Source organism: Comamonas sp. C24C (genome assembly GCF_053345995.1).
The window spans coordinates 124,811-150,320 of the sequence record NZ_JBKFBC010000011.1 but is presented as its reverse complement, the minus strand read 5'-3'; the positions used below and the strand labels follow the sequence as shown (position 1 = coordinate 150,320).

Annotated in this window: 27 protein-coding genes; 18 read left to right on the top strand and 9 right to left on the bottom strand. The window is 62.9% G+C overall.

The window, feature by feature from the left end:
* Positions 1-14: 14 nt before the first annotated feature.
* Positions 15-161, bottom strand: coding sequence for a hypothetical protein (locus tag ACLBXN_RS19505; protein ID WP_155293383.1), 147 nt, complete (start codon positions 159-161; stop codon positions 15-17).
* A gap of 304 nt (positions 162-465) precedes the next feature.
* On the opposite strand from ACLBXN_RS19505, the gene ACLBXN_RS19500 reads away from it, so the two are divergent.
* A complete protein-coding gene (locus ACLBXN_RS19500) occupies positions 466-1,536 on the top strand; it encodes a BKACE family enzyme (RefSeq protein WP_043005289.1) in 1,071 nt (356 codons plus the stop codon).
* Between the two features lie 133 nt (positions 1,537-1,669).
* Here ACLBXN_RS19500 and ACLBXN_RS19495 read toward each other — a convergent pair whose 3' ends face one another.
* Positions 1,670-2,608 carry an MBL fold metallo-hydrolase gene (locus ACLBXN_RS19495; RefSeq protein ID WP_447613238.1) on the bottom strand — a complete coding sequence of 313 codons (939 nt, stop codon included), beginning with the start codon at positions 2,606-2,608 and terminating at the stop codon, positions 1,670-1,672.
* 96 nt (positions 2,609-2,704) lie between these two features.
* Between ACLBXN_RS19495 and ACLBXN_RS19490 the strand changes: the two genes are divergently transcribed.
* Together ACLBXN_RS19490 and ACLBXN_RS19485 are read left to right on the top strand one after the other, a co-directional pair.
* Positions 2,705-3,298: an NUDIX domain-containing protein gene (locus ACLBXN_RS19490; protein ID WP_211459002.1), complete on the top strand. Its 594-nt coding sequence runs from the start codon at positions 2,705-2,707 to the stop codon at positions 3,296-3,298.
* Between the two features lie 233 nt (positions 3,299-3,531).
* Entirely contained in the window at positions 3,532-3,840 is a 309-nt protein-coding gene (locus ACLBXN_RS19485; RefSeq protein ID WP_003053925.1) for an ArsR/SmtB family transcription factor, read from the top strand.
* Positions 3,841-3,899: 59 nt separating this feature from the next.
* Here the strand turns inward: ACLBXN_RS19485 and ACLBXN_RS19480 are convergent, their stop codons facing one another.
* On the bottom strand, positions 3,900-4,313 hold the full coding sequence (locus ACLBXN_RS19480) for a DsrE family protein (RefSeq protein WP_211459000.1): 414 nt from the start codon (positions 4,311-4,313) through the stop codon (positions 3,900-3,902).
* 160 nt (positions 4,314-4,473) lie between these two features.
* On the opposite strand from ACLBXN_RS19480, the gene ACLBXN_RS19475 reads away from it, so the two are divergent.
* The 11 genes from ACLBXN_RS19475 (at position 4,474) to ACLBXN_RS19425 (ending at position 14,406) form a co-directional block, all read left to right on the top strand.
* Complete coding sequence (locus ACLBXN_RS19475) at positions 4,474-5,508, top strand: MBL fold metallo-hydrolase (RefSeq protein WP_447613237.1); 1,035 nt, start codon at positions 4,474-4,476, stop codon at positions 5,506-5,508.
* Complete coding sequence (locus tag ACLBXN_RS19470) at positions 5,505-5,999, top strand: hypothetical protein (RefSeq protein ID WP_447613236.1); 495 nt, start codon at positions 5,505-5,507, stop codon at positions 5,997-5,999. The genes ACLBXN_RS19475 and ACLBXN_RS19470 overlap by 4 nt, the downstream gene beginning before the upstream one ends.
* Before the next feature lie 115 nt (positions 6,000-6,114).
* The gene (locus ACLBXN_RS19465) at positions 6,115-6,435 is read left to right on the top strand and encodes a c-type cytochrome (protein WP_447613235.1); all 321 of its coding nucleotides are present in this window, start codon (positions 6,115-6,117) and stop codon (positions 6,433-6,435) included.
* 55 nt (positions 6,436-6,490) lie between these two features.
* Positions 6,491-7,843: a sulfite dehydrogenase gene (gene soxC / locus ACLBXN_RS19460; RefSeq protein ID WP_447613234.1), complete on the top strand. Its 1,353-nt coding sequence runs from the start codon at positions 6,491-6,493 to the stop codon at positions 7,841-7,843.
* A complete protein-coding gene (locus ACLBXN_RS19455; protein ID WP_447613233.1) occupies positions 7,827-8,897 on the top strand; it encodes a c-type cytochrome in 1,071 nt (356 codons plus the stop codon). Before soxC ends, ACLBXN_RS19455 begins: the two co-directional genes overlap by 17 nt.
* Before the next feature lie 36 nt (positions 8,898-8,933).
* Entirely contained in the window at positions 8,934-9,389 is a 456-nt protein-coding gene (gene soxY / locus ACLBXN_RS19450; protein ID WP_447613232.1) for a thiosulfate oxidation carrier protein SoxY, read from the top strand.
* 32 nt (positions 9,390-9,421) lie between these two features.
* The gene (gene soxZ, locus ACLBXN_RS19445; protein ID WP_003053938.1) at positions 9,422-9,733 is read left to right on the top strand and encodes a thiosulfate oxidation carrier complex protein SoxZ; all 312 of its coding nucleotides are present in this window, start codon (positions 9,422-9,424) and stop codon (positions 9,731-9,733) included.
* Positions 9,734-9,811: 78 nt separating this feature from the next.
* Complete coding sequence (soxA, locus tag ACLBXN_RS19440; RefSeq protein WP_447613231.1) at positions 9,812-10,621, top strand: sulfur oxidation c-type cytochrome SoxA; 810 nt, start codon at positions 9,812-9,814, stop codon at positions 10,619-10,621.
* 9 nt (positions 10,622-10,630) lie between these two features.
* Positions 10,631-11,284, top strand: a complete 654-nt coding sequence (gene soxX / locus ACLBXN_RS19435; protein ID WP_447613230.1) for a sulfur oxidation c-type cytochrome SoxX — start codon at positions 10,631-10,633, stop codon at positions 11,282-11,284.
* Between the two features lie 182 nt (positions 11,285-11,466).
* Positions 11,467-13,200, top strand: a complete 1,734-nt coding sequence (gene soxB / locus ACLBXN_RS19430; RefSeq protein WP_447613229.1) for a thiosulfohydrolase SoxB — start codon at positions 11,467-11,469, stop codon at positions 13,198-13,200.
* Positions 13,201-13,296: 96 nt separating this feature from the next.
* Complete coding sequence (locus ACLBXN_RS19425) at positions 13,297-14,406, top strand: YeeE/YedE family protein (protein ID WP_447613228.1); 1,110 nt, start codon at positions 13,297-13,299, stop codon at positions 14,404-14,406.
* A 116-nt stretch (positions 14,407-14,522) separates the two neighbouring features.
* Here the strand turns inward: ACLBXN_RS19425 and ACLBXN_RS19420 are convergent, their stop codons facing one another.
* The 5 genes from ACLBXN_RS19420 to lptF are packed head-to-tail and all read right to left on the bottom strand — an operon-like array spanning position 14,523 to position 19,370.
* Positions 14,523-15,689 (bottom strand): pyridoxal phosphate-dependent aminotransferase, encoded by a 1,167-nt coding sequence (locus ACLBXN_RS19420; protein ID WP_447613227.1) that lies wholly within the window; start codon positions 15,687-15,689, stop codon positions 14,523-14,525.
* 40 nt (positions 15,690-15,729) lie between these two features.
* Positions 15,730-16,671 (bottom strand): CysB family HTH-type transcriptional regulator, encoded by a 942-nt coding sequence (locus ACLBXN_RS19415; RefSeq protein ID WP_003075706.1) that lies wholly within the window; start codon positions 16,669-16,671, stop codon positions 15,730-15,732.
* 58 nt (positions 16,672-16,729) lie between these two features.
* Complete coding sequence (locus tag ACLBXN_RS19410) at positions 16,730-17,158, bottom strand: sirohydrochlorin chelatase (protein ID WP_447613226.1); 429 nt, start codon at positions 17,156-17,158, stop codon at positions 16,730-16,732.
* A gap of 2 nt (positions 17,159-17,160) precedes the next feature.
* Positions 17,161-18,264 (bottom strand): LPS export ABC transporter permease LptG, encoded by a 1,104-nt coding sequence (gene lptG, locus ACLBXN_RS19405; protein ID WP_043005305.1) that lies wholly within the window; start codon positions 18,262-18,264, stop codon positions 17,161-17,163.
* Positions 18,261-19,370 (bottom strand): LPS export ABC transporter permease LptF, encoded by a 1,110-nt coding sequence (gene lptF / locus ACLBXN_RS19400; RefSeq protein WP_043005306.1) that lies wholly within the window; start codon positions 19,368-19,370, stop codon positions 18,261-18,263. The genes lptG and lptF overlap by 4 nt, the downstream gene beginning before the upstream one ends.
* Positions 19,371-19,393: 23 nt before the next feature.
* Between lptF and ACLBXN_RS19395 the strand changes: the two genes are divergently transcribed.
* Genes ACLBXN_RS19395 through ACLBXN_RS19385 form a run of 3 tightly spaced genes read left to right on the top strand, consistent with a single transcriptional unit; the run spans position 19,394 to position 22,237 of the window.
* The gene (locus ACLBXN_RS19395) at positions 19,394-20,950 is read left to right on the top strand and encodes a leucyl aminopeptidase (RefSeq protein WP_447613225.1); all 1,557 of its coding nucleotides are present in this window, start codon (positions 19,394-19,396) and stop codon (positions 20,948-20,950) included.
* Between the two features lie 51 nt (positions 20,951-21,001).
* Positions 21,002-21,433 (top strand): DNA polymerase III subunit chi, encoded by a 432-nt coding sequence (locus tag ACLBXN_RS19390; RefSeq protein ID WP_211458970.1) that lies wholly within the window; start codon positions 21,002-21,004, stop codon positions 21,431-21,433.
* 3 nt (positions 21,434-21,436) lie between these two features.
* Positions 21,437-22,237, top strand: coding sequence for a hypothetical protein (locus tag ACLBXN_RS19385; RefSeq protein ID WP_447613224.1), 801 nt, complete (start codon positions 21,437-21,439; stop codon positions 22,235-22,237).
* A gap of 29 nt (positions 22,238-22,266) precedes the next feature.
* Here the strand turns inward: ACLBXN_RS19385 and ACLBXN_RS19380 are convergent, their stop codons facing one another.
* Positions 22,267-23,286 carry a D-2-hydroxyacid dehydrogenase family protein gene (locus tag ACLBXN_RS19380; protein WP_211458966.1) on the bottom strand — a complete coding sequence of 340 codons (1,020 nt, stop codon included), beginning with the start codon at positions 23,284-23,286 and terminating at the stop codon, positions 22,267-22,269.
* A gap of 652 nt (positions 23,287-23,938) precedes the next feature.
* On the opposite strand from ACLBXN_RS19380, the gene ACLBXN_RS19375 reads away from it, so the two are divergent.
* Positions 23,939-25,414 carry a sensor domain-containing diguanylate cyclase gene (locus tag ACLBXN_RS19375; RefSeq protein WP_447613223.1) on the top strand — a complete coding sequence of 492 codons (1,476 nt, stop codon included), beginning with the start codon at positions 23,939-23,941 and terminating at the stop codon, positions 25,412-25,414.
* Positions 25,415-25,510: the final 96 nt, after the last annotated feature.

Sequence of the window (25,510 nt, the reverse complement as noted above, 5' to 3'; positions counted from 1 at the left end):
CTCCTGTCGTTTTGTCATGGGGTCTGGCTGCCGATCTCGCCCTTGGCAGAGTGCAGATACGGCGCTGAATCGGCTGGCATGTCCTTGCGTGCAGGTGCCCGGGTGGAGGAATGCAGCAATTCATGATGGCTGGCGGCCAGTCGCCGGACTTGACGTTTCATGCCTGCGACTTCGCATTTGATGACTGCAGTACCCCGCACTTACCCGATGCGGGCGATGTCGTTTGCAGGCTGCGGCAGCTTGAGTCTGCGGCCCGCAAAGCTCTTGGCGCAGCTTTGCTGTCTGTCTCGCTTTCAGACGTGACTTGCCGGCCCTGTCGTGATTGAGAAAGCGCGTGTCCTGAAATGCAAAGTGGCATCCCGCACCGCGTTTGATACTGGCTTCACGCATCGGCAAGGGACTGAAACGCCCTGTTGCCGCTGGTCCAGACACTGATTTCCCGCACTCAAACCGGAGACGACAACCATGAACTTTCTTGACGGTCACCTGTATCCCGAAAACCAGCAGCCGCTGATCATCACGGCCGCTCCCTATGCTCCGGGCTGGATTCCCTCGGACTTTCCCGAGGACATTCCCGTCACCATGGAAGAGCAGATCCAGAAGGCCGTGGACTGCTATGAGGCCGGCGCCACCGTGCTGCATCTGCATGTGCGCGAAGACGACGGCAAGGGCAGCAAGCGCCTGTCCAAGTTCAACGAGCTGATCGCCGGCGTGCGCGAGCGGGTGCCCGAGATGATCATCCAGGTCGGAGGCTCCATCAGCTTTGCGCCCGAAGGCCCGGATGGCCAGGCCAAGTGGCTCTCCGACGACACGCGCCACATGCTGGCCGAGCTGACTCCCGTGCCCGATCAGGTGACGGTGACCGTCAACACCACGCAGATGAACGTGACCGAGCATGCCGGCGAAGACGACTTCCGCGGTGTCTCGCGCGGCTTCCCGCATCTGCACAAGACCTACAAGGACATGATTGTTCCTTCGAACCCCAGCTTCGTCGAGGAACATATCCGCCGCCTGTCCGAAAAGGGCATCCAGAGCGCCTTCCAGGTCTACAACATCAACAGTTTCGAGACCATCGAGCGCATGATCCGCCGCGGCGTCTACAAGGGCCCGCTGGTCATGAACTGGGTCGCCATCAGCGGCGGCATGGACCAGGCCAATATCTACAACCTGGCCAATATGCTGCGCGCCGTGCCCGACAACGCCATCGTGACCGTGGAGAGCTCGGTGCTGAACGTGCTGCCCATCAATATGATCGGCATGGCCCTGGGTCTGCATGTGCGCTGCGGTATCGAAGACGTGCTGTGGAACCAGACCCGCACCGGCAAGATGAGCACCGTGGAGCAGATCAAGCAGCTGGTGCGTATTGCGGGCGAGTTCGGGCGCCCGATTGCCACGGCCCAGCAGGCCCGCGAGATCAAGCAGATCGGCGTGTTCTACGAAACTGCCGACGAAACCCTGGCCAGGAACGGCTTTGCGCCCAACCGCAAGGGCGCCAATCAGGGCTTTCTGCGCAAGCCCATGGACGCTGTGGCCTGAGTCTCAAAGCCCGGGTGACCGGGACCGGCTCAGCTAGCCGCTGTGCGTTTGTCACGCTTGCCTGGTGGATGCGTGGCAGCGCGTCTGGCACCGCCGACTTCCCTGAGAAGTCGGTTTTTTTATTTCCCGGGATTCAAGCCCGCAGGTAAAGGTCGTCGCCTTGCGCGTTGCGCTGCTGCAGGATTTCTCCGGCCGCCAGCAGTTCGTCCAGATGCTGGGAAATGCTGCGCACCTCGGCCCCCTGTACCCATGGCGCATCAAAGCCTGGCGGGTAGAGCAGGCGCTGCTCGACCATCTGGGCGAGCGTCATGGGCCGCTGCGCCAGCCATTCGAGAATGCGTGCGCCGCGCTCGTCAATGACCGCAGCAAAGCGCTTGAGGTCTCGCAGAAACGTCTCGCGTTCCGTGTAGATGCCCTTGTGGTGCGAGGTCACCCAGACCCGGGCCTCGATCTCCGGCAGCCGCGCCAGGCTGCGGCGAAAGTCCGCAAGACAGGAGCAGGCATCGCCGTAATAGGGCCCGAAGCCTGTCAGATCGATGTCGCCGATAAAGGCAAGCCCCTCGGGCTCGATCAGCAGCACGCTGTGGCCCGCCGTATGGCCCGGCATATGAATGGCGCGGATCCGCGACTGGCCCAGATCCCAGACAGCTCCATCTTCGTAGCCCCTGGCATCGGGTCTGGGGGCGTAGAAGAATTCGCTCTCCAGCTTGCTGCGCATGATGTCGGCCTGGGTCGAATCGGCCCAGCCAAAGGTGGCTACCAGGTCCTCCCAGCTTTGCAAGGCCGCCAGATCGCTCAGGTGAGCAAAGACCTGCGCGTCGGGCAGGCGGTGCAGGCCGGCCATATGGTCCTCATGCACATGACCCATCACCACCAGCTCGGCGGCATCGAACTCGGCTCCGATATGGTTGGCCACGATAGGCGTGTCCAGTACCGCCAGCGTGTCGCTGCCGCGGATCATGATCTGGTTGCCGTCCGGATATTTGCCGCCCTTGGCGCCGCGAAACACCGTCACGCGGCCGAACTGGTGGCGCTGTATGTCTGTCTGGGCTGTGTCGATGGGATGCATCATGGTCTGAGTGGAGGAAAGTGAAGCCGGCTTCTGCGAAGATTAAGACCTTGGATGTATCTGCGCTGTCACCACAGCGCTTTGAAAGACGAGTCGGAGATGACCCAACAAGACAAACAGGCTCAAGAAAGCCATCTGATCGAGCACCCCATCAAGAGCGAGCTGGTACACCAGGGCAGTTTTCTGCAGGTCAGGCTCGATACCGTGCGCCTGCCCCATGGCGGGCAGGCCACGCGCGAGTATGTGGTGCACCCCGGCGCCGTGGTGGTGATCGGGCTGCTCGACGATGGCCGCGTGCTGCTGGAGCGGCAGTTTCGCTACCCCGTGGGCCAGGTCATGACGGAGTTTCCCGCAGGCAAACTCGATGCGGGCGAGCTGCCGCTGATCTGTGCCCAGCGCGAGCTGCTGGAGGAAACCGGCTACAGCGCGCGCGAATGGGCCTATGCCGGGCCCATGCATCTGGCGATCGGCTACTCCGACGAGATCATTCACATCTTCTTCGCGCGCGGCCTGACTGCGGGCGAGCGCCAGCTCGACGCCGACGAGTTTCTGGATGTCTGCAGCATGACGGCTGCCGAACTGCTGGATGGCGTGCGCACCGGGCAGGTCACTGACGCCAAGACCCTGAGCTGCTGCCTGTGGCTGCAGAACGTGCAAAGCGGTGCCTGGTCTCTGGACTGGAAGCCAGCCTGATTTTTTGATAGCTGCTTGCGCACATCAGCAATGGATTTCAGATAGGAAAGTTCCTAAAATCGTTGTCAATCAAGCGCTAGCTGCTTCTTTTTTGGGATTGCCTGATGACCATCAGTGTTTGTCGTTGGGCGATGACAGAGGCTGCATGACCTTCCTATAAACTGGCGCCATGCACCACGGCACGCAATCCAGACGGGACGCTTGCAGGCCGCCAAGGTGCCCAGGAGTGTTTCATGGAATCGTCAGAGCTTGAGGATGACAGCGTGTTCGAGAGTGCGGCCGAGCTGTTCAAGGCCATGGCCGCGCCGATGCGGCTGAAGATCATCAGCGCGCTGTGCAATGGAGAGAAAAACGTCTCCGAGCTGCTGGCTTCCATAGACACCACCCAGCCCAATATGTCGCAGCATCTGAACACGCTGTACCAGTCCGGCATCCTGGGGCGCAGGCGTGAAGGGGTCAGCATCTACTACTTCATCGCCAACGAGAAGGTCGTCCATATGTGCCGCACCATCTGCGTGCAGATTGCCATCGAACAGAACTGAGGGCTGGAGCCCTCGAAGCAAAGGCGCCTGCGGCGCCTTTTTTCATGCGCGCTTTCGGCTCAGGGCTTGAGATAGACAAAGCCCTCCCTGGCCTGCAGGCGCGCCACTTCGGCCACGCCCGAGGGGACGACCGACGCTTCCATGAGCAGGCTGGAGGCTTCGAGCTTGCGTGTCTGCAGCGTGTTGTTGCAGACCTTGAACTCCACGCCGCGCCCCGCCAGCGCGCTGACCTGGCCGCTGAACTCGCGGCCCTTGCTGTCCTTGGCGTTGCTCAGCAGAAAGTCTATGCCGGGCCCGTGGGTGACCACCACGATCTTGTCGGTGGGCGAGGCATTGAGTTCGTTGGTGATATTGCCGAGTATGGCGGCCGCCGTCTCCACGCCGGTGTTGACGTGATAGACCACTTTCACATCCTGAGCGGCGGCAATTGCCGTGCACAGGGCAAAGCTCAGGGCAACAAGTTGGCGCTTCATCGAAGGTCTCCTGTGGTGTCTGTGGGCATCAGGGAAGATGCTGCTGGTTAAATATTGCCACTTGCTTATATTAATGAGGAGGCATGCATTCAAAAATAGGGCAAGCGCTAGTGGCGGCTTCGATGGCGCCGGCCGCGGCCCACGCAAGGGAGACACCGCGATGACAAGCTGGGCAGGAGCTGCGCTGAGGAGATTTGCAGGAACGGCAATCGCAGCGGCCATCGCAGCGCCAGGTGCAGCGGCTGCGCATGATGCGCGCCCCGTGGCGGGCACCCCCGTGGCAGGCACTCCTGTGGCGGGCACTCCCGTGGCGGCCAGTGCACCCGTGATGGAGCTGCAGCAGGTGGCGCCCAATGTGTTTTTCGTGCAGGGCGTATCGGCACTGGGCAGTGCGGCCAATCGCAATTTCATCTCCAATGCGGGCTTTGTCATCACAGGCGATAGCGTGGTTGTGATCGATGCGCTGGGCTCGCCCGCGCTGGCCGAGGAGCTGGTGCAGAAAATCCGGGCGCTGACGTCCAAGCCCATCAGCCATGTGCTGCTGACCCACTATCACGCCGACCATATCTATGGTCTGCAGGTGTTCGAGGTACTGGGCGCGAAGATCGTGGCCCATGCCCAGGCGCGTGAATACATCAACTCCGAGACCGCGCATCTGCGGCTTGAGGCTTCACGCAAGGATCTGGCTCCCTGGGTCGACCAGGGCACGCGCCTGGTACCGGCGAATCAATGGGTGTCGGGCGACAGCTCCACGCTCAGGGTCGGGGGCGTGGACTTTGTGCTGCAGCACATGGGGCCTTCGCATACGCCGGAGGATACGGCGATCTTCCTGCCGCAAAGCGGCGTGCTCTTCATCGGCGATGTGGTATTTCGCAACCGCATTCCCTATGTGGGCCAGGCCGATAGCCGGCACTGGATTGCCGCGCTGGACGAATTGCTCAAGCTGCCCGTCAAGATCATGGTGCCGGGCCACGGCCCGGCCTCCGAGCAGCCGCGCCAGGACATGCAGCTGACGCGTGACTATCTGCACTATCTGCGTGAGGCCATGGGCAAGGCCGCAGCCAATCTCGACCCGTTTGACGAGGCCTATCAGGCGACGGACTGGTCCAGGTTTTCGGCCTACCCGCTGTTCAAGGAAGCCAATCGCATGAATGCCTACAACACCTTTTTGCTGATGGAGCAGGAAAAGCCGTGACGGCCACGGCCCGCTTCCTTGATGCCCGCAGAAGACTGTGCCTGCAGCTGCTGCTGGCGGGCGCGGCACCGGCGTGGGCGGCGCTCGATGCTTCGGAGCGTCTGCTGCCCACCAGCCAGAGTCTGCGGCATGACCTGGCCTTGGCGCTGGCCCGCAAGCAGCCGCTGGTGGTGATGGCAAGCCTGCATGGCTGCCCGTTCTGCAAGCTGGTGCGCGAGCATCACCTGCTGCCGCTGCAGCGCTCCGGGGGCTTGGTGACCCAGATTCATTTTCTGTCGCGTGAGGCTTTGCAGGACTGGAATGGCGCGGCGACCACGCATGGCGACATGGTCAGGCAACTGGGCATCGAGGTCGCGCCGACCGTGCTCTTCTATGGAGCCGCTCACAAGGAGGTGGCCGAGCGCTTGAGCGGCAGCTCCATCCCCGACTTCTATGGCGCTTATCTGGAGCAGCGAATGCAGACGGCCCGCGCGGCGGTGCAGGGGCGTTGAGCTCGTTGTTCCTGCTCGGGAATAACGAGGGTTAGCGCGGGATTTCAAATTGGGCATCCTGTCCGATACTTTAAATAAAAACATGCTTATATATAAATATAAGGAGACCCAAGCGATGAAGACTGCATCCTGGCTGAGTGGCTTGACGGTATTGCTGGGGCTGGCTGTTCCTGCGCTGGCGCACGCGGATCAGGCGCTGGCGCAGAAGAACGCCTGCATGGCCTGCCATGCGGCGCAGCAGAAACTGGTAGGCCCGGCGTTTCAGGACGTGGCCAGCAAATATGCGGCCCAGGCCGATGCACAGGCCTATCTGGTCAAGAGCATCAAGGCCGGCGGCTCCGGCAAATGGGGGCCGGTGCCCATGCCTGCCCAGCCCGCACTCAGCGATGCCGACACCCAGACACTGGCGGCCTGGATTCTCAAGGGTGCCAGATGACGCAGGCGCCTCACGCTTTCCCGGCAAGCACCAATAGCGATCAAAGAGAGAGCTTATGCAAAGCCAGTTGATGGGCAAGGTGCGCAAGGCACCCGAGAATTTCGTGCGCTCAGGCGATGTCGGCACCGTGTTTGCCGAGGGCAGGGCCGGCCGGCGGGACTTCATCCGCGGGGCTTTCGCGGCCGCAGCGGCCGGCGCTGCAGGCGTCCATGCGCAGGGCCGGCAGGCCGTGAGCGGCGATGGGGACCCGAATATTCTGGAGTTGCCCGCGCACAGCAAGGGCCTGGGCCAGCCGGTGGTCACCGACGGCTACGGCAAGCCTTCCAGATACGAGGCCAATGTGCAGCGCCGTCAGAGCCCGGGGCTGACCCAGACCAAGCAGGCTTCGGTATCGTTTGCGCCGCTGCAGTCGCTGTTCGGCATCGTCACGCCCAGCGGTCTGCATTTCGAGCGTCACCACCAGGGCTGGTGGGATATCGACCCCTCCAGGCACAGGCTGATGATCAATGGCCTGGTGAAGAATCCCAAGGTCTTCACCATGGACGAGATCATGCGTCTGCCTTCGGTGTCGCGCTTTCACTTCATCGAATGCGGCGCCAATACCGGCATGGAGTGGGGCAACGTGGCCGTGCCCACGGTGCAGTACACGCACGGCATGCTGTCGTGCAGCGAGTTCACGGGCGTGCCCCTGATCACCTTGCTGGAGATGGCTGGTGCCGATCTGAAAAACGGCCGTTTCATCCTGGCCGAGGGGGCGGACGGCTCGTCGATGACGCGCACCATTCCCGTGGAGCTGATCACTTCGGGCGAGGTGCTGGTCGCCTACGGCCAGAACGGCGAGATGCTGCGGCCCGAGCAGGGCTATCCGCTGCGCCTGGTGGTGCCGGGCGTACAGGGCGTGAGCTGGGTGAAATACCTGCGCCGCATCGAAGTGGGCGACATGCCTTATGCGGCCAAGGACGAGGCCATCCACTATGTGGACCTGATGCCCGACGGGCAGCACCGCCAGTACTCGAGCATCCAGGAATGCAAGAGCGTGGTCACCACGCCGTCCGGCGGGCAGATGCTGCTGGACAAGGGCTTCTACAACATCACGGGCCTGGCCTGGTCGGGGCGCGGCAAGGTCCGGCGCGTGGATGTGAGCGTGGACGGCGGTCGCAACTGGCGCACGGCCCGGCTCGAAGGGCCGGTGATGGACAAGTGCCTGACGCGCTTTCATCTGGACTGGGTCTGGAATGGCGAGGAATGCATCATCCAGAGCCGCGCCATGGATGAAACCGGCTATGTGCAGCCCAGCAACCAGCAGCTGCGTGCCGCACGTGGAACGCGCTCCATCTATCACAACAACTCCATCCAGTCCTGGGCGGTACGAGCCAACGGGGAGGTCGCCAATGTTCAGCTTGCGTAAACCGCTGGTACTGCTGGCGCTGCTGGCCATGGGCGTGGCTGCCGGGCCCGCTGCGGCGCAGCGCAAGTCTGGCGAAGACCGCTATCCCGGCGTGGGCCGCAATGCCACGGGCAAGGAGGTTCTGGCCTGGGATATCGATGTGCGCCCGGATTTCAAGGGGCTGCCGCCGGGCTCGGGGTCCGTGCAAAAAGGCATGGATGTATGGGAGGCGAAGTGCGCGTCCTGCCACGGCGTGTTCGGCGAATCCAACGAGGTGTTCAGCCCGCTGGTCGGCGGCACCACGGCCGAGGACATCAGGACCGGCCATGTGGCGCGGCTCAAGGACCCCGCCTTTCCGGGGCGCACGACCCTGATGAAGGTGGCCACGGTCTCCACGCTGTGGGATTACATCAACCGGGCCATGCCCTGGAATGCGCCCAAGTCGCTGTCCACCGAAGAGGTGTATGCCGTCACCGCCTATCTGCTCAACCTCGGCGGCGTGGTGCCCGAGAACTTCACGCTCAGCGACAGCAATATCGCCGAGGTACAGCAGAAGCTGCCCAACCGCAACGGCATGACGACCCGGCATGCGCTGTGGCCCGGCAATGAGTTCGGCAAAGGCGCCAGGCCCGATGTACTGGCCACTGCCTGCATGAGCAACTGCGGCCCCGCGCCCACGCTGCGCTCGGCCTTGCCCGAGCATGCCGGCAACAACCACGGCAATCTGGCACAGCAGAACCGGCTGGTCGGTGCCCAGCGCGGCATAACCACCGATGGCGGTGCCAGCAAGGTTGCGCCGCCCGCAGGCACCGGGAAACCGGGCGGCGCGGCACCGACGGCCTTGCTGGAGAAGAACGCCTGCATGGCCTGCCATGGCATGACGCAAAAACTCGTCGGCCCGGCCTTCAGCGACATTGCCGGCAAACACGGCGGCCAGCTTGACTATCTGGCAGGCAAGGTCAAGTCAGGAGGCTCGGGTGTCTGGGGATCAACACCCATGCCGCCTCAGCCCAATCTCAGCGATGCTGATGCCAGGGTGATTGCCCAGTGGCTGGCTGCCGGGGCCAAGCCCTGAGCCCGCTTGTGTGATGTGAATGAAAAGGAGACAACGATGAAACGTAGAGACGCCCTCAGGAACAGCGCGGCCGTGCTCGGCATGTTGATGGCCGCCGGCCTGCTGCCGCAGGCTGCGCAGGCGGCCTATAACAAGACCGCCTTCGACGCCAAGACCGTGGCCGATGTGCTCAAGGCCATGGGAGCTGCTGCACCTGTCGAGAGCAAGGACGTGACGCTGACGGCGCCCGACATCGCCGAAAACGGGGCCGTCGTGCCCCTGGGCGCCGCGACCAGCCTGCCCAATGTGAAGCAGATGCTGGTGCTGGTGGAAAAGAACCCCAATACGCTGGTGGCGGCCTTCACCGTCAACGAGGCGCTGGACGCCAATTTCCTGACCCGCGCCAAGCTGGGCCAGTCCTCGGATGTGTATGCGGTGGCCATCACCAACGATGGCAAGGCCTTCTACGCCAAGAAGGAAGTCAAGGTCACCCTTGGTGGCTGCGGCGGCTGATTGCAACCCATCATCTGAAACAGGAGAAGAACATGGCTGATCCGATGCGTATTCGTGCCCAGGCTGCAGGTGACAAGACCACCGTGCGCGTGCTGATGTCCCATGAGATGGAGACCGGCCAGCGCAAGGATGCGGAAGGCAAGACCGTGCCCGCATGGTTTATTCAGGAGGTGACGGCGGCGCACAACGGCAAGCAGGTGCTGCAGGCCGAATGGGGGCCTGCGGTTTCCAAGAACCCGTTTCTGCAGTTCGTGGTCAAGGGGGCCAAGGCGGGGGACAAGATCTCGGTGAGCTGGAAGGACAACAAGGGCGAGACCCGCACCGATGAAGCGACCGTGAGCTGAGCATGGCGCAGACAGCGGCTGGCCGGCGGCCAGCCTTCACCCGAGTCCAGAATCAATCAAAAAACAGAGAGGTGCCCCATGAGACATTCCTCCCCGGGCCAGGCGGCTGCCGCCGTGCTGGCCTTGTGCATGGCCGCGCCGGTGCTGGCGCAAAAGTCCACGGCGGACGGCATTGCCGAGTACCGCGAGATGCTGCAGGACGGCAACCCTGCCGAGCTGTTCGAGATGAAGGGCGAGGAGCTGTGGAAGCAAAGGCGAGGCCCGCGCAAGGCGTCCATGGAGCAGTGCGATCTGGGCAAGGGGCCGGGCGTGGTCAAGGGCGCATTTGTAGAGCTGCCGCGCTATTTTGCCGACACGGGCAAGGTGCAGGATCTGGAGTCGCGCCTGCTGACCTGCATGGACAGGCTGCAGGGGCTGGACGCGCAAAAGATTGCGGCAACACCGTTCGGCAAGGACGAGCAAAAGAACATGGAAGGGCTGGTGGCCTGGATTTCATCGCAGTCCAAAGGCATGAAGTTCAACCTGCCCCAGAGCCATGCGCAGGAAAGACAGATGTATGAGGCGGGCAAGCGCCTGTTCTATATGCGCGGCGGCCCGCATGACTTTGCCTGTGCCTCCTGCCATGGTGCGGACGGCAAGCGCATCCGCATGCAGGATCTGCCCAATCTGACCAAAAGCCCGGGCGCAGCGGAAGGCTTTGGCGCCTGGCCGGCCTATCGCGTCTCATCGGGCGAGCTGTGGAGCATGCAGCGCCGCCTCAACGACTGCTTCCGTCAGCAGCGCTTCCCCTATCCCGGCTATGCCAGCGATGTGACGGTGGCGCTGGAAATGTTCATGGGCGTCAACGGCAAGGGCGGGACGTCGACCGCACCGGCCATTAAGCGATAAGGAGGCCCTATGCGCAAGCAAAAATACATGTCGTACCTGGCCGTGGCCGCATCGCTGCTGGTGCTAGGTTGTGCCTCCGTCGACGGGGCGGCGGACATCGATGCCTTGACGGCCAGGATGGTGCAGACCTCTTTTCGCGATCAGGGCATCGCCAAGGTCGATCGCCTGCAGCAGGACGAATCGAATGCGGCCTGCAGCGCTGCCGATGCTTCCGGCAAGCCGCTGGCCCCTGAGCGTGCACAGGGCATCGAAGCTGCCAATCTCAAGACCGTCAAATGGCCTCAGGATGGCAAGCTGGTCGGAGACTGGAAGGAGGGCGAAAAAATCGCCCAGAACGGCCGGGGCATGACCTGGAGCGACAAGGCGGGCAGCGCCAATGGCGGCAACTGCTACAACTGCCACCAGATCAGCAAGGAAGAAATCTCCTTTGGCACGCTGGGCCCCAGTCTCTACAACTACGGCAAGATTCGCGGCATCAAGGATCCGTCCAGCCCCGACTCCAGAGCCATCGTCGAGTACACCTGGGGCAAGATCTGGAACGCCAAGGCCTACAACGCCTGCTCGGGCATGCCGCGCTTCGGTCACTCCGGCATCCTCACCGAAGCGCAGACGCGAGATCTTGTCGCGCTGCTGGTCGATCCGGCCTCTCCCGTCAACAAATAGCTTTTTTCAAGCGGCGCCGCTGCTTGCCCATCTCGCAGTGCCGAGCCATTCGGCAGGGGAGCGAGACCGGGCGGCGCAGCATTGCGGACATGGCTTGTGCCAGTTGGAATAGCGCGGGGCGTCCTGTCGACGGAAAGGCCCGCGCCTGCCCCTGGTTGGAACAAGTACCAACGGATATCACCATGAGTCTTTCCAAACGCGAATTTCTGCAGGTGCTGGCGGCGGCCAGTGTCTCAGGCATGGGTTTGCAGCGCCATGCCTACGCCGAGCAGTCCCTGGCCGAAAAGGCCTTGTATGAGGTGGCGCCGTTCGGCAATGTGTCCCTGCTGCACATGACGGACTGCCATGCCCAGCTCAATCCGGTGCACTTTCGCGAGCCCAGCGTCAATCTCGGTATCGGGGCCATGAAGAACCAGCGCCCGCATCTGGTGGGCGAGCATCTGCTGCGCTCCGCGGGCATCAAGCCTGGTACGGCTTCGGCCCATGCATTCAGCTATCTGGATTTCGAGGCGGCAGCCAGGCGCTATGGCAAGGTGGGCGGGTTTGCCCATCTGTCCACGCTGGTCAAGCGCTTGCGCGCCTCGCGCCCGGGCGCCTTGCTGCTGGACGGCGGCGATACCTGGCAGGGCTCGGCCACTTCGCTGTGGACCAATGCCCAGGACATGGTCGATGCCTGCAAGCTGCTGGGCGTGGACGTGATGACGGGCCACTGGGAGTTCACCTATGGCATGCAGCGTGTGCAGGAGATCATCGACAAGGACTTCGGCTCGCAGCTCGACTTTGTGGCGCAAAACGTCAAGACGGCCGATTTCGGCGACCCGGTGTTCAAGCCCTATGTGATCCGAGAGATCAACGGCGTGCCCGTGGCCATCATCGGTCAGGCTTTTCCGTACACGCCGATCGCCAACCCGCGCTATATGGTGGCGGACTGGAGCTTCGGCATCCAGGACGACAATCTGCAGAAGATGGTGGACGAGGTTCGCGCCAAGGGCGCCAAGGTGGTGGTCGTGCTCTCGCACAACGGCATGGACGTGGACCTCAAGATGGCCGGCCGCGTGCGCGGTATAGACGCGATCCTCGGCGGCCACACGCATGACGGCATGCCTGTGCCCACCCTGGTGCAGAACGCAGGCGGCAAGACCATCGTCACCAACGCGGGCTCGAACGGCAAGTTTCTCGGGGTGCTGGACTTCGATGTTCGGGACGGCCAGGTGCGCGGCTTCCAGTACCGGCTGCTGCCGGTGTTTGCCAACATCCTGCCGGCCGACGCCCAGATGCAGGCGCTGATCGCCCGGGTGCGTGCGCCCTATGAAAGCCGGCTGGGTGAAGTGCTGGCGCGCACCGACGGCACGCTGTACCGCCGCGGCAACTTCAACGGCACGGGCGACCAACTGCTGCTGGACGCCATGATGGAGGTGCAGAATGCGCCGATTGCCTTCTCGCCGGGCTTTCGCTGGGGGACCTCGCTGCTGGCCGGGCAGGACATCACGCGCGAATGGCTGATGGACATGACGGCCACCACCTATTCCTACGCCACGGTGACCGAGATGACGGGCGCCACGATCAAGACCGTGCTCGAAGACGTGGCCGACAATCTCTTCAACCCCGATCCCTACTATCAGCAGGGCGGCGACATGGTGCGCGTGGGCGGTCTGCAATACCAGTGCGACCCGGTGGCCGGCGCGGGTCGGCGCATCAGCGACATGCGCCTGAACGGCCAGTTGCTGGAGGCGGACAAGAAATACAAGGTGGCTGGCTGGGCGCCGGTGGCCGAGGAAGCCAGGACGGCCGGCAACAAGCCGATCTGGGAGCTGGTCGAGCCCTGGCTCAAGGACCGCAAGACGCTGGGGCCGCGCCGGCTCGACGAGCCCCGACTGATCAATGTCGGCGGCAACCAGGGGCTGGCCAAGGCCTGACGAGAGCCGATTCGAGAACCGATTAAGACAGTGTTAGCGCGCGGGCTGGGGTATATGCCAATGCCTTGAAGCCGGGCCGCGCCGTCCAATGCCCGCATGAGTCCTGCCGAGTTTGAATCCCTGACGGCCACCGTTCTGGTGGCCATTTTGTTGCTGGCCGCCGTGCTGGGCTTTGTGATGCGCGAGACCCGCTTTTGCACCGTGGGCGCCATCAGCGATGTGGTCTATCTGCAGGACTGGGGGCGGGCGCGCCAGTGGTGCATGGCCATTGCCGTGAGCATGCTGGGCTTCACGGCGCTGGCGCTGTACGGCCAGTTGCAGGTGGGCGATGCCCTCTATGCCAGCCGCCGCCTGCTGTGGCTGTCGGCCCTGGCGGGAGGACTGCTGTTTGGCGCAGGCATGGTGCTGGCATCGGGTTGCGGGGCCAGGAATCTGACCCGGCTGGGCAGCGGCAGCCTCAAGGCGCTGGTGGTGCTGCTGGTCATGGGCGTGGCCGCCTTTGCCACGCTCAAGGGCATTACCGCCGTGGCGCGTGTGCGCTGGCTGGACAGCGTGCATCTTGAATTCGCGGGCCCGGCCCTGCTGCCCGAGTGGCTGGCCGGTCATGTCGCCTGGCCCTTGACGCTGCTGCGCGGCGTGCTGGGCCTGGGGCTGGGGGGCTTGCTGTTGCTGCTGGCCTTCGATCCCCGGCCCGGTGCCGAGCGCAGCCGGGTCGTGCTGCTGGGCGGGCTGCTGGTGGGCTTGTGCGTGACGGCAGCCTGGTGGCTAGGCGGCCATCTGGCGCTGGTGGCCGAGCACCCCGAGACGCTGGAACAGGTCTATGCCGCGACCTACAGCGGCCGCATCGAGGCCTTCAGCTTTGTCACGCCGGTGGCGCACACGCTGGACTGGCTGATGTTCTTCAGCGATCGCAACAAGGTGCTGACCTGGGGCATTGCCTCGGTGGCAGGCGTGGTCCTGGGCAGCTTTGTCCATGCGCTGTGGCGCCGGGACTTCCAGTGGCAGGGCTTTGCCGACCGCCGGGACCTGGCCCGCCATCTGCTGGGCGGACTGCTGATGGGCGTGGGCGGGGTGACGGCCATGGGCTGCACCGTGGGCCAGGGCATCAGTGCGATTTCCATGCTCAGCCTGGGCAGCTTTGTGGCGCTGGCCGGCATTGTGCTGGGGGCGGTGCTGATGCTGCGCCATCTGGCGGAAACGGCATGAAGCAAAGCAGATTCAATAGCTGCTTGTGCTTGCTGATAAACAGATTCAGCATGAAAACATGCTGAAAATGAGAAAAGGAGCGCGGTAGGCGCTCCTTTTTTAAGGGCTGCAGCGTTTCAGAGCTGGCGCAGGCGCGCGGCTGCCTCGATCAGGGTTTCGTCCTTCTTGGCAAAGCAAAAGCGCACCACGCGCTGATCGAAACCGTCGCCGTAGAAGGCCGACAGCGGAATCGCGGCCACGCCGATTTCCTTGACCAGCCACTGGCAGAACTCGGCCTCGTTGAGGTCCGAGACCGAGGAGATGTCGGCACACAGGAAATAGGTGCCGGCCGTGGGCAGCAGCTTCAGGCGCGAGCCCTGCAGGCCGCCGAGGAACAGATCGCGCTTGGCCTGGTAGAAGGCCGACAGCTCCAGATAGGGCGCCGGGTCCTGCATGTACTGCGCGAGACCCGCCTGCATGGGCGTGTTCACGGTGAATACATTGAACTGGTGCACCTTGCGGAACTCGGCGCTGAGAGCAGCGGGCGCGGCCACGGTGCCGACCTTCCAGCCCGTGACATGGTAGGTCTTGCCAAAGCTGGAGACGATGAAGGCGCGCTCGGCCAGGCCCGGGTAGCGGGCGCTGCTCAGATGCTGGGCGCCGTCGAAGACCATGTGCTCATAGACCTCGTCGCTGATCAGCAGCACATTGGTGGGCGCCAGCAGGGCTTCGAGCTGGCGCATTTCCGCATCGGTCCAGATGGTGGCGCTGGGGTTGTGCGGGCTGTTGATGATCAGCAGGCGCGTGCGCGGCGTGATGGCAGCTGCGATCGAGGCAAAGTCGGGGCGGAAGCTGCCTGGCGTCAGCGGCACCCGCACGGCCACGCCGCCGGCCATCTCGATATTGGGCACATAGCTGTCGTAGCAGGGGTCGAGCACGATGACTTCGTCGCCCGCATGCACGGTGGCCAGGATGGCGGTGAGAATGGCCTGGGTGGCGCCGGCGGTAATGGTGATTTCGCTGCCCGCGTCATAGTGGCGACCGTGCAGCGTTTCGATCTTGGCGGCCACGGCCTCGCGCAGTGCGGGCCAGCCCGTCATGGGCGGGTACTGGTTGTGACCGGCGCGCATGGCGTCGTTGACAGCGTCGAGCAGCCTGGGGTCGCAACCGAAATCGGGGAAGCCCTGGCCCAGATTGACGGCCTTGTGTTCGGCGGCCAGCGCCGACATGACGGTGAAAATGGTGGTGCCCACATTGGGCAGCTTGCTGGGGAAGTTGGGAGTCACGATAGTCTTGCAATGCATGGGCCGGGCGCACAGGCACCGGCCCTTGAGGCGGGCCGGATCAGAGCCCGAAGTCGTCCACGCTGCCGTTCATGGCGCGCATGATGAGGTCGCGCGAGAGACGGTCGCTGAGCAGCTCGGCAAACCGGTAGACGAAGTTGCGCAGGTATGCGCCGCGCTTGATGGCCACACGGGCCACGCTGGTGCCGAACAGATGGCCGACGGGGCGCACCACCAGGTCGTTGACGGTGTCGTCGCGCATGGCCATCTCGGCCACGATGCCGATGCCCAGGCCCAGACGCACATAGGTCTTGATCACGTCGGCATCGATGGCTTCCAGCACGATATGCGGATGCAGGCGGCGCATCTCGAAGGCATGGTCGATCTTGCCGCGTCCGGTAAAGGACGGGTGGTAGGTGATCAGGGCCTCCTGGGCGATGTCTTCCAGTGTGATGCGCTCTTTCTGCGCCAGCGGATGGCCGGTGGGGATGACCAGCACATGCTGCCATTCGTAGCAGGGCAGGGTCACCAGGTCGGGGTAGTCGGCCAGCGATTCGGTGGCCATGCCGATCTCGGCCACTTCGTCGATCACCATGCGCGCGACTTCGGCGGGCGTGGCCTGGTGCAGGCTGATGGTGACCTTGGGATAGAGCTCGCGCAGGCGTGCCACGGCGGGCGGCAGCACATAGCGGGCCTGGGTGTGGGTGGTGGCGATGCTCAGCGTGCCGCTGTCCTGAGCGCTGTATTGCTCGCCGATGCGCTTGAGGTTGCCCACCTCGCGCATGATCAGCTCTATGCTCTTGAGGACTTCCTGTCCAGGCTCGGTGATGCGCTTGAGACGCTTGCCGTGGCGCGCAAAGATATCGATGCCCAGCTCTTCCTCAAGCTCGATGATGGCTTTGGAGACTCCGGGCTGGGAGGTGTGCAGGGCCTTGGCCGCCTCGGTGAGGTTGAGATTGCGGCGGGCGGCTTCCTGGACGAAGCGGAATTGATGCAGGTTCATGACAGCATGGACTAAGAACTCGCATCATTATGCTTCAAATATCTAAAGAAGCTATTTTTTATTTGAAATCTGTATGTTTGAGTGCTTCGGCCCCGCCGACAGCCTCTATCGCCAGCTGTGCCAGCAGGGCCGTGACGCGCGGATTCTCGCCGGCTGCGGTCTGCAGATCGAACTTGCAGCCGGGATGCTGGCGGCGCAGTTCGTCCAGCAGGCGCGGAATGTCTTCGCGCGCATGTTTGCCGGTGCCGAGAAACAGCGGCAGCACGATCAGATGCTGGACGCCCTGGGCAATCAGGCTCTGCGTGGCGGCAGGCAGATCCGGGGCGCAGGCGTCCAGATAGGCGCAGATGCAGGGCAGGCCCGGCTGCATGGCCTGCAGCAACTGGTGCACGGCCTCTATGGGCTGGCGCCAGAGGGGGTCTCTGGAGCCATGGGCCAGCAGGATCAGGCCGGCCCGGCCTGTAGAGTGGTTGGCTGCGTCATCCATGGCTAGCGCCTCAGTACCAGCCAGCCAAAGGCCGAGAGCGACAGCGCGGTGTAGAGCAGGCCCGGCGCAGCGGCGGCCAGCCAGGGCCACCAGGACTGCAGGGTGCCGATATAGCCGAACACGTTGTTGAGCAGGAAGAAGCTGATGCCGGCCATCACCCCGCCAAACACATAGGCCGTGATGCCGCCCGAGCGGAAATGCAGATAGGCAAAAGGCAGGGCGAGCACCACCATCACCAGGCAGCTCAGCGGGTAGAAGACCTTGCGCCAGAACTCGATTTCGTACTTCTGCGCGGCCTGACCGTTGTCCTGCAGATGGCGTATGAACTGGAACAGCGCAATCGTGGTCATGCGATCGGGCTTGAGCAGCGCGCCCGAGACCATGGCCGCAGTGACCTTGGTGGGCCAGTTCATGCTGGCTTCGTTGATCTGGCTGAGTTGGGTGACATCGCCATCCTGGGCCACCTTGCTGCCTTGCACGTCCTGCAGCGTCCACTGCTCCTTGTCTTCATCGACCTGTGCCGACTTGGCGTTGATCTGCGCGGCGATACGGCCCTTGCTGTCGAACTCGAAGATGCGCACATTGACGAAGTCGCCTGGGCTCTTGACGGCGCCGACGTTGATGGCGACCGAGTGATTGCCCTGTTTTTCCTTGAGCCAGGCGCCGGTGGCGCCCCGGGAGATCTGGCCCTTGCTGACCACGCGCAGTTTCTGGCTGAAGTTGTCGGCAGCAGGGGCAATGTAGTCGCCCACCAGCACCGTGAGCAGCACAAAGCTCATGCCCAGAATCAGCAGCGTGCGCAGTGCCAGCCAGGGGCCCATGCCGCTGGTGCGCATGATGGTGAATTCCGAGCTCTGGGCGAACTTGGCCATCACGAAGATGGCGCCGATCAGCACGGCAATCGGCATCAGCTCGTAGAGGTGGCCCGGAATGGACAGGGCCACGAACAGCAGGGCGCGCGTGGCGGTGTAGCCGGCGTTGCCGCTGCCCACCCAGCGCATTTCATCGACCAGGTCGAAGAAGAAGAACAGCGCCAGAAAGGCCAGCGAGACATACAGGACGGCCTGTATGACCTCGCGATAGATCAGGTTGCGCAGGACTTTCATCGTGCCACCTCCTTGCGGGCGCCCGAGCGCTGCAGCAGATCGCGCGGCGACCAGCGGAAATGGCGCGCCAGCAGCACCAGCACGCTGACCGTGAGGATGCTGCCGTGCAGCAGACCCAGCAGGCCCCACATGCCTATCTTGTTGGCGCTGACCCAGCTCTCGCCCAGGGTCATGAGGTTGTAGTAAACGATAAAGGCGAAGAGGGCGATCATCAGGCTGCTGCTATTGCCCGCACGCGGGTTCACGCTGGAGATGGCCAGACCCAGAATGACGAAGTTGAGCGCGGCAAAGGGCAGGCCCAGACGCCATGCGAGCACGGAGCGGGCAATCGGTTCATCCTTGCCGATCAAGTCCTTGGTGGGCATGCTGCGTGCCGCCATCTCCTCGATGGCAACGGGGTTGTCGTTGTCGACCTGCACACCGTATTCCTTGAATTCGGTGATGCGCACCGAGCCGTCGTCGCTGCGTGTCTCCATGCGCTGGCCGTCCTCGAGAATCACCATGCGCTGGCCCTTGATGACGGCCAGATGCGCGCCCTTGGCCGAAGTCACGGACTCCTTGCCCGGGTCGCGCGAGACCACGAAGACATTGCTGGCCGCCATGTCCGAGGGGGAGTCCTTGTCCACGAAGAACACGCGTGTGCCGCCGGCCGATTCCTGGAACTCGCCGGGTGCGATGCGATCCAAGTCGCTGCGCTGCTGGAACTGGGTCTTGATCTGCTCGATTTGCTGATAGGACCAGGGCAGCACGCCCAGGGCCAGGACGGCCGTGATGAGAATCACAGGCCAGGCAAAGCGCAGCAAGGGTTTGAGCAGGCTGGCCAGACCCTGGCCGGCAGCAAACCAGATGACCATCTCGCTGTCGCGATACATGCGCGACAGCGAGCCCACAATGGCAACAAACAGACTTAGGCCCAAAATGGTGGGGAGTTGTCCGAGCACGGTGAAACCCATGACCAGCATCACGTCGGAAGGGCTGACACTGCCCTTGTAAGCCTGACCCAGGGTGCGGATCAGCATCATGGTCATCACCACAGTGATCAGAACCACGGCCGTCGCGCCAAAGCTGCGGGCCAGCTCTTTGCGTATGGATGAATCGAATAACATTGGCTAAAAGGAAAACACCGATTATGAACTTTGAACTGAAGGCTCTGACCGCTGCTGCCGCAGCGCGTGAAAAATGTGATCTGTTGCTGGTGCTGGTGTCCGAGCAGGCAGCTTCGGGCACATTCGGCAGCGACGCCATCGGAGCCATGGTGGCTCACGCGGTGAAACAGGGGGATTTTGCCCTGTCTTGCGGCAAGCAATTGCCTTTGTATCAAGTGCCCGCCATTGCCGCACGCCGTGTGGTGCTGCTGGGCGCGGGGTCCGGCTCCGCCAGGGATGTGCGCAATGCGCTGGCCGGCTGTGGCGCGGTGCTCAAGACCGACGGCATTGCCAAGGCCGTAGTGAGCTTTGCCTTTGACGCCAGCGCCCAGGCGGTGGCGGCTGCCGTGCAGGCGGTTTCCGATGCGACCTACCTCTATACCCACACCAAATCCCAGGCCAAGCCCATTGCGCTGACCAAGGTCGTGCTCGGTGTGTCGTCCAAAGCCGCTGCGGTTACCGCTGCTTTCAATACTGCCGTGGCGCAGCAGGAAGGCGTGAACACGGCCCGCGAGTGGGCCAACCGCCCGGCCAATCATGCAACGCCCACCTTGCTGGCCAATGCGGCCAAGAGCATTTCCAAGGCCGCACGCATGAGCTGCAAGATCCACGGCCCTGCCGAAGTGGCCAAGCTGGGTATGGGTGCCTTCATGGCGGTGGCCCAGGGCTCGCGCGAGCCTCTGCGTTTTATCGAGCTGCACTACAACGGTGGGGCCAAGAGCGAGGCTCCCATCGTGCTGGTGGGCAAAGGCATCACCTTTGACACCGGCGGCATCTCGCTCAAGCCTGCTGCCGAGATGGACGAGATGAAGTTCGACATGGGCGGCGCTGCCAGCGTGCTGGGCGTGTTCCAGGCATTGGCCAGGCTGCAGCCCGCCATCAACGTCGTGGGCCTGATCCCCGCCTGCGAGAACATGCCCGACGGCGCAGCCGTCAAGCCCGGCGATGTGGTGACCAGCATGAGCGGCCAGACCATCGAGATTCTCAACACCGACGCCGAAGGCCGCCTGGTGCTGTGCGATGTGCTGCACTACGCGGCACGCTTCAAGCCTGCAGCACTGGTCGATATGGCCACGCTGACCGGTGCCTGCGTGATCGCCCTGGGCGGCTTGCGCAGCGGCCTGTTCTCGACCAGCGACGAGTTGGCAGCGGCCTTGCAGACTGCGGGTGATGCGGCGCTCGACCCTTGCTGGCGCATGCCCCTGGACGAGGAGTACGCCGATGGCCTCAAGAGCAATTTTGCGGACATGGGCAATGTGGCAGGGCGTGCTGCGGGTGCTGTGACGGCCGCCAAGTTCCTGCAGAAGTTCGTGGGCGATATTCCCTGGGCGCATCTGGACATCGCCGGCACCGCCTGGAAGAGCGGTGCCGCCAAGGGTGCCACCGGTCGCCCCGTCGGTCTGCTGGTGCAATATCTGCTGGGCCAGCAAGGCAAGGCTGCAGCCGTACCCGCGACGGCCAAAACCCCGGCGCCGCGCAAGAGCACTGCCAAGCCTGCGGCCTCGCGCCGCACGCGTGTGACCGCCAAGGCCTCGACTTAAGGAAAGCCGGCAGGAGCAGCCCGGTTTGGACTGCTCCTGCCGCCAATAGCTGTGACAGAAATTGCCTTTCATTTCAACGCGCCGGACAAGCTGGGCTATGTGTGCCGCTTCGCACGCAAGGCTTTGCGTCATGGTGCGCGCCTCGTGGTACTGGGCGACGGCGCCGCGCTGAGCCGGCTTTCGCCGCGCTTGTGGAGCGTCTCGGCCACGGACTTTCTGGCCCATGCTTCCGAGTCCGAGGGAGCGCAGATGCTTGCGGCTTCCCCCATCATCCTGGCCGAACACCTGCAGGACCTGCCCCATCACGATGTGCTGGTCAACCTCACGCCGCAGGTGCCTGCCGAGTTCGAGCGCTTTGCGCGCGTGGTGGAGATCGTGTCCTCCGGCGATGAAATGGATCGCCAGGATGCGCGTGTCCGCTGGCGCGACTATGCTGCGCGTGGTTTTTCCATCGTACGGCACGATCTGAATCTCAAGGGCTAGGTCATGAACTCCTCATCCAAAGTTCCGCCACGCTTTGTCCCCACCCTGACCGAGGTGGTCCAGCCCGAAGCTGCCGCGCCCGAAGACGCTGCAGACAGCGCTCAGCCGGCGGCGCCGCAGCAGTCGCAGGGAGCTGTGCATCAGGTGCTAGGCCCGCGGACTCTGGGAGGCAGCGTTGTCCCTCTGGCGCGGCCGTCGTTTCACACCTCATGGCTGGCGGATGGCCTCTACGGTCGCGGCCGACCTGCTGGTATTCCGCATCAGCTGCCCCCTTTGCCCGAATCCCTGCCGCCGCAGCAGTCATTTGCGCAAGGCATGGCTGAGGCGGTGGTGGAAGCAATATCGGCCGGGCAGGTGGAGACTGAGTTGGCAACTGCCGAACTCGCGGAGGCATTTCCGCTCGCAGACCCGGCGGAGCAGCCCGCCGTGATGGACGCTGGCCAACCCCAGGATGAAGAACTTCAACCGGGGCCAGAAGCACTCGATGAGGAAGCCGCCGAGCCACTCGTCCAGGCACAGGATCTGGAGCAGGCCGTTGAACCTGCCCCGGTCTTTGGGGCAGCCGGCCTGCAGCAGGCGGTGGATGCGCACGGTGCCGTGGTGACCGAAGAGTATCTGGTCCACAGACTCATGCAGCGGGTGGACCTGGTGCTGGAGCAAAAGCTCAGGGAAGCGATAGCGCAGGTCGTGGAAGCGCAGACCCGATCCATGGTGCTGCGCCTGCGTGAAGAGGTGGAGACCGTGGTGCGTCAGTCGGTCTACGAGGCGGTGGAGGCCGAGCTTGCGCAGCAGACCCGGCAATAGCCGATAGCCGCTGGCAGCGGCATCCCAGCCTAGCGGTTCAGGCGCAGCGGACCGTTGAAAACCTCGGGGTTCAGAATATTGCTGGGCTGGCCGTTGGCAAAGTTCACCACGTTCTCGAACGCCGCGCGGAAATACAGCTCATAGCTGTCCTGCTCCACATAGCCGATATGGGGTGTACAGATGCAGTTCTCCAGCCTCAGCAAGGCATGGCCTTGCAGTATCGGCTCGCTTTCGAAGACATCGATGGCAGCCAGGCCTGGGCGGCCGCGGTTTAGGGCGCAGAGCAAGGCTTCGGGCTCCACCAGCTCGGCGCGCGATGTATTGACGAACAGGGCGGTCGGTTTCATCCGTGCCAGATCCTGTGCTGTCACGATGCCCCGCGTTGCGTCGTTCAGACGCAGATGCAGCGACAACACATCGCATTGCTCGAAAAAGGCTTCCTTGGAGGGGGCGCTCAGATAGCCGTCGGCCTCGGCCTTGTGGCGCGAGGCTTCGCTGCCCCAGACACAGACCTGCATGCCGAAAGCCTTGCCATAGCCTGCCAGCAACTGGCCGATGCGGCCATAGCCCCAGATGCCCAGCATGCGTCCGCGCAGCACGCTGCCCAGCCCGAAGTTGGGCGGCATGGATGCCGCCTTGAGTCCCGACTGCTGCCAGGCACCATGTTTGAGATTGGCGATGTATTGCGGCAGGCGGCGCATGGCCGACATGATCAGCGACCATGTCAGCTCTGCCGGCGCAATCGGAGAGCCCACGCCTTCCGCAATCGCCACGCCACGCTCGCTGCAGGCCTGCACATCAATATGCGCACCCGCCTTGCCTGTCTGCGCGATCAGCTTGAGCCGGGGCAATTTATCAAGCAGCTGGCGCGAGATCTGGGTACGCTCGCGAATCAGGACAATGACATCCGCATCGCGCAGCCGGACCGATAGCTGCCCCACACCCTTGATGGTGTTGGTGTAGACCTTGGCGTTGAAGGCATCGAGCAGCTTGGCGCAATCGAGCTTGCGAACCGCGTCTTGGTAATCGTCCAGGATAACGATGTTCACCACTGGCATCCTTAAGTAAGTGGCTGAGTTTATTGAATGAAATTCAATGCGATCAAAGGCTTAGGATTGCTCTCGTGAAAACTTACGCCAAATCGACGCCACCAGATTCCCTGCGTGCACACCCTACACACACCAGAGCTTAGCTCAGGTTTGGCACCGGTTTTGAAAGCCAGGCTGACGCATGGCATTTGCAGCTGCTTGATGACCAGACCCCAAGAAGCTCCGGGTTGCGAATGCCATTGTGATCCAGGCCGGAGACGGTCCGTGGCTTGCCGTGGCTGTGATCGGCAAAACTGGGGTTTACCGGTATGTTCGAACTAGTACGCAGACGGCCGCTGCGTCAGCGCATCGAGGCAGCACGATCCGTAAACGCCGTACTGCAGGGCTCTCGCGGTATCTGTGGCACGGCTGCTGCAGGCCTGACCGTTCAAGCCTGGCCGATGTGCAGTGGCTTTGCACTATCTTCCGCTTGACTCGGAGGCCAAAGGTTGGTGCTTCCGGTCTGTTGACCAGGCGGTCATTTTCGGTGCGCTGCCAAATCCAAACCGGTCCGCAAAGCGGTCCACAAACCGGTCCACAAACCGGTCCATATAGGCAAAACGCTTGTCAAACATTTCATATATGTCCAATCATTAATACCTCTGCCGGCCGCTTGCTCAATACCGGTGCAGATATCGGTGACTGTGCGGGTGTCAGGGTCGGTCAGAAATTAATGTTTCGCGGCGTTCCCAATCAAGGTGAGAATGTGGCGATGGAGAAGAATAGTTATATTTCGTCACTTTCTGATTCTCGTTTGGAGACCCAATCGCAATTGCTTGAGGTTGCTGTGGCCCAGGCATTTAATGCCGTGGTGATAACCGATGCCGAAATGACCGGCGGCGGCCCGTTCATTCGCTATTGCAACAAGGCATTTACCAGCATGAGCGGTTACTCCGCAGCGGAGCTGCTGGGCCGGTCTCCGCGTATGTTGCAAGGTCCCGAGACGGACCCGCAGGTGATTGAGCAATTGCGCCAATGCCTTGCCGAGGGACGCTTTTTCGAAGGCAGTGCAGTCAATTACCGCAAGGATGGAACGCCATACCATGTGTCCTGGAATATCTCTGCCGTGCGGGATGTCGACGGGAAGATCACGCATTTTGTATCCGTGCAGCAGGATGTGACGCGGCAGGTGGAAAGTGAAAGGCAGCGGGATTTGATGATCCAGGCATTGAACTCGGCCAATGCGCCGGTATTCATTACCGATCGCAATGGCTGTCTCGTGTTCGTCAATGATGCATTTGAGCGTCAAACGGGTTATTGCGCCGCCGAAGTAATGGGCCGCACGCCGGCTATGCTGCACTCCGGCTCTCATACGGCTCAGTTTTATGACGAGTTGCGCGATGCCCTGGCGCGCGGAGAAAACTTCAGCCGGACTTTTATCAATCGGCGCAAGGATGGCGAGCTCTACCATGCTTCCCAGAGCATTTCGGCGCTGCGCGATGCCCGGCACCGGATAACGCACTATGTGAGCATTTCCAAAGACATCAGCGACCTGGTTCAGCGTGAACAGGAACTGCTGGTGCGGGCCTACCGGGATGACCTGACGGGCTTGCCCAACCGCAGTGCCGGAAGCTATGAGCTGGAAAATTGCCAGCGAATTGCCGAGCGTCAAGGCGTTCCCTATGCACTGATCATGTGCGACGTCGATCTGTTCAAGCAGGTCAACGATCAGTTCGGCCATGAAGCCGGCGACCAGGTTCTGCAGCAGATCGCAAAAGTCCTCAGGAGCACCGTACGCTCCTCGGAGCATGTTGCGCGCTGGGGTGGCGAGGAATTCCTGATCATCGTACCGGGCGTCGGCCTGCAGGCGGCCCTGGAGCTGGCCGAGCGGCTGCGCCGCAGCATCGCATCGCACAGTTACACAGCGGCAGGGACCATCACCATGTCGTTCGGCGTGGGCGGCTGGCAGCCAGGTGAAGCCTCTGCGCAACTGCTGCGCCGCACCGACATGGCCTTGTACCGGGCCAAGAGTTCGGGCCGCAATCAGGTCCAGAGGGCTCGCTACCCGGGCCGGGGTGACGAACCCGAGCGCAGCAGCAATGGCTCTCGTGACGCCTGGCCAGTCCCGCTCACCGGAGCCGGTAGCTGATATTTGTCGGGAAATCGATTTCTCGGATTTTGGACACTTGCTAACATCGCCCCGAATTCAACAGTCCACTGATCAAACGGACTCCTTTTTCCTAAC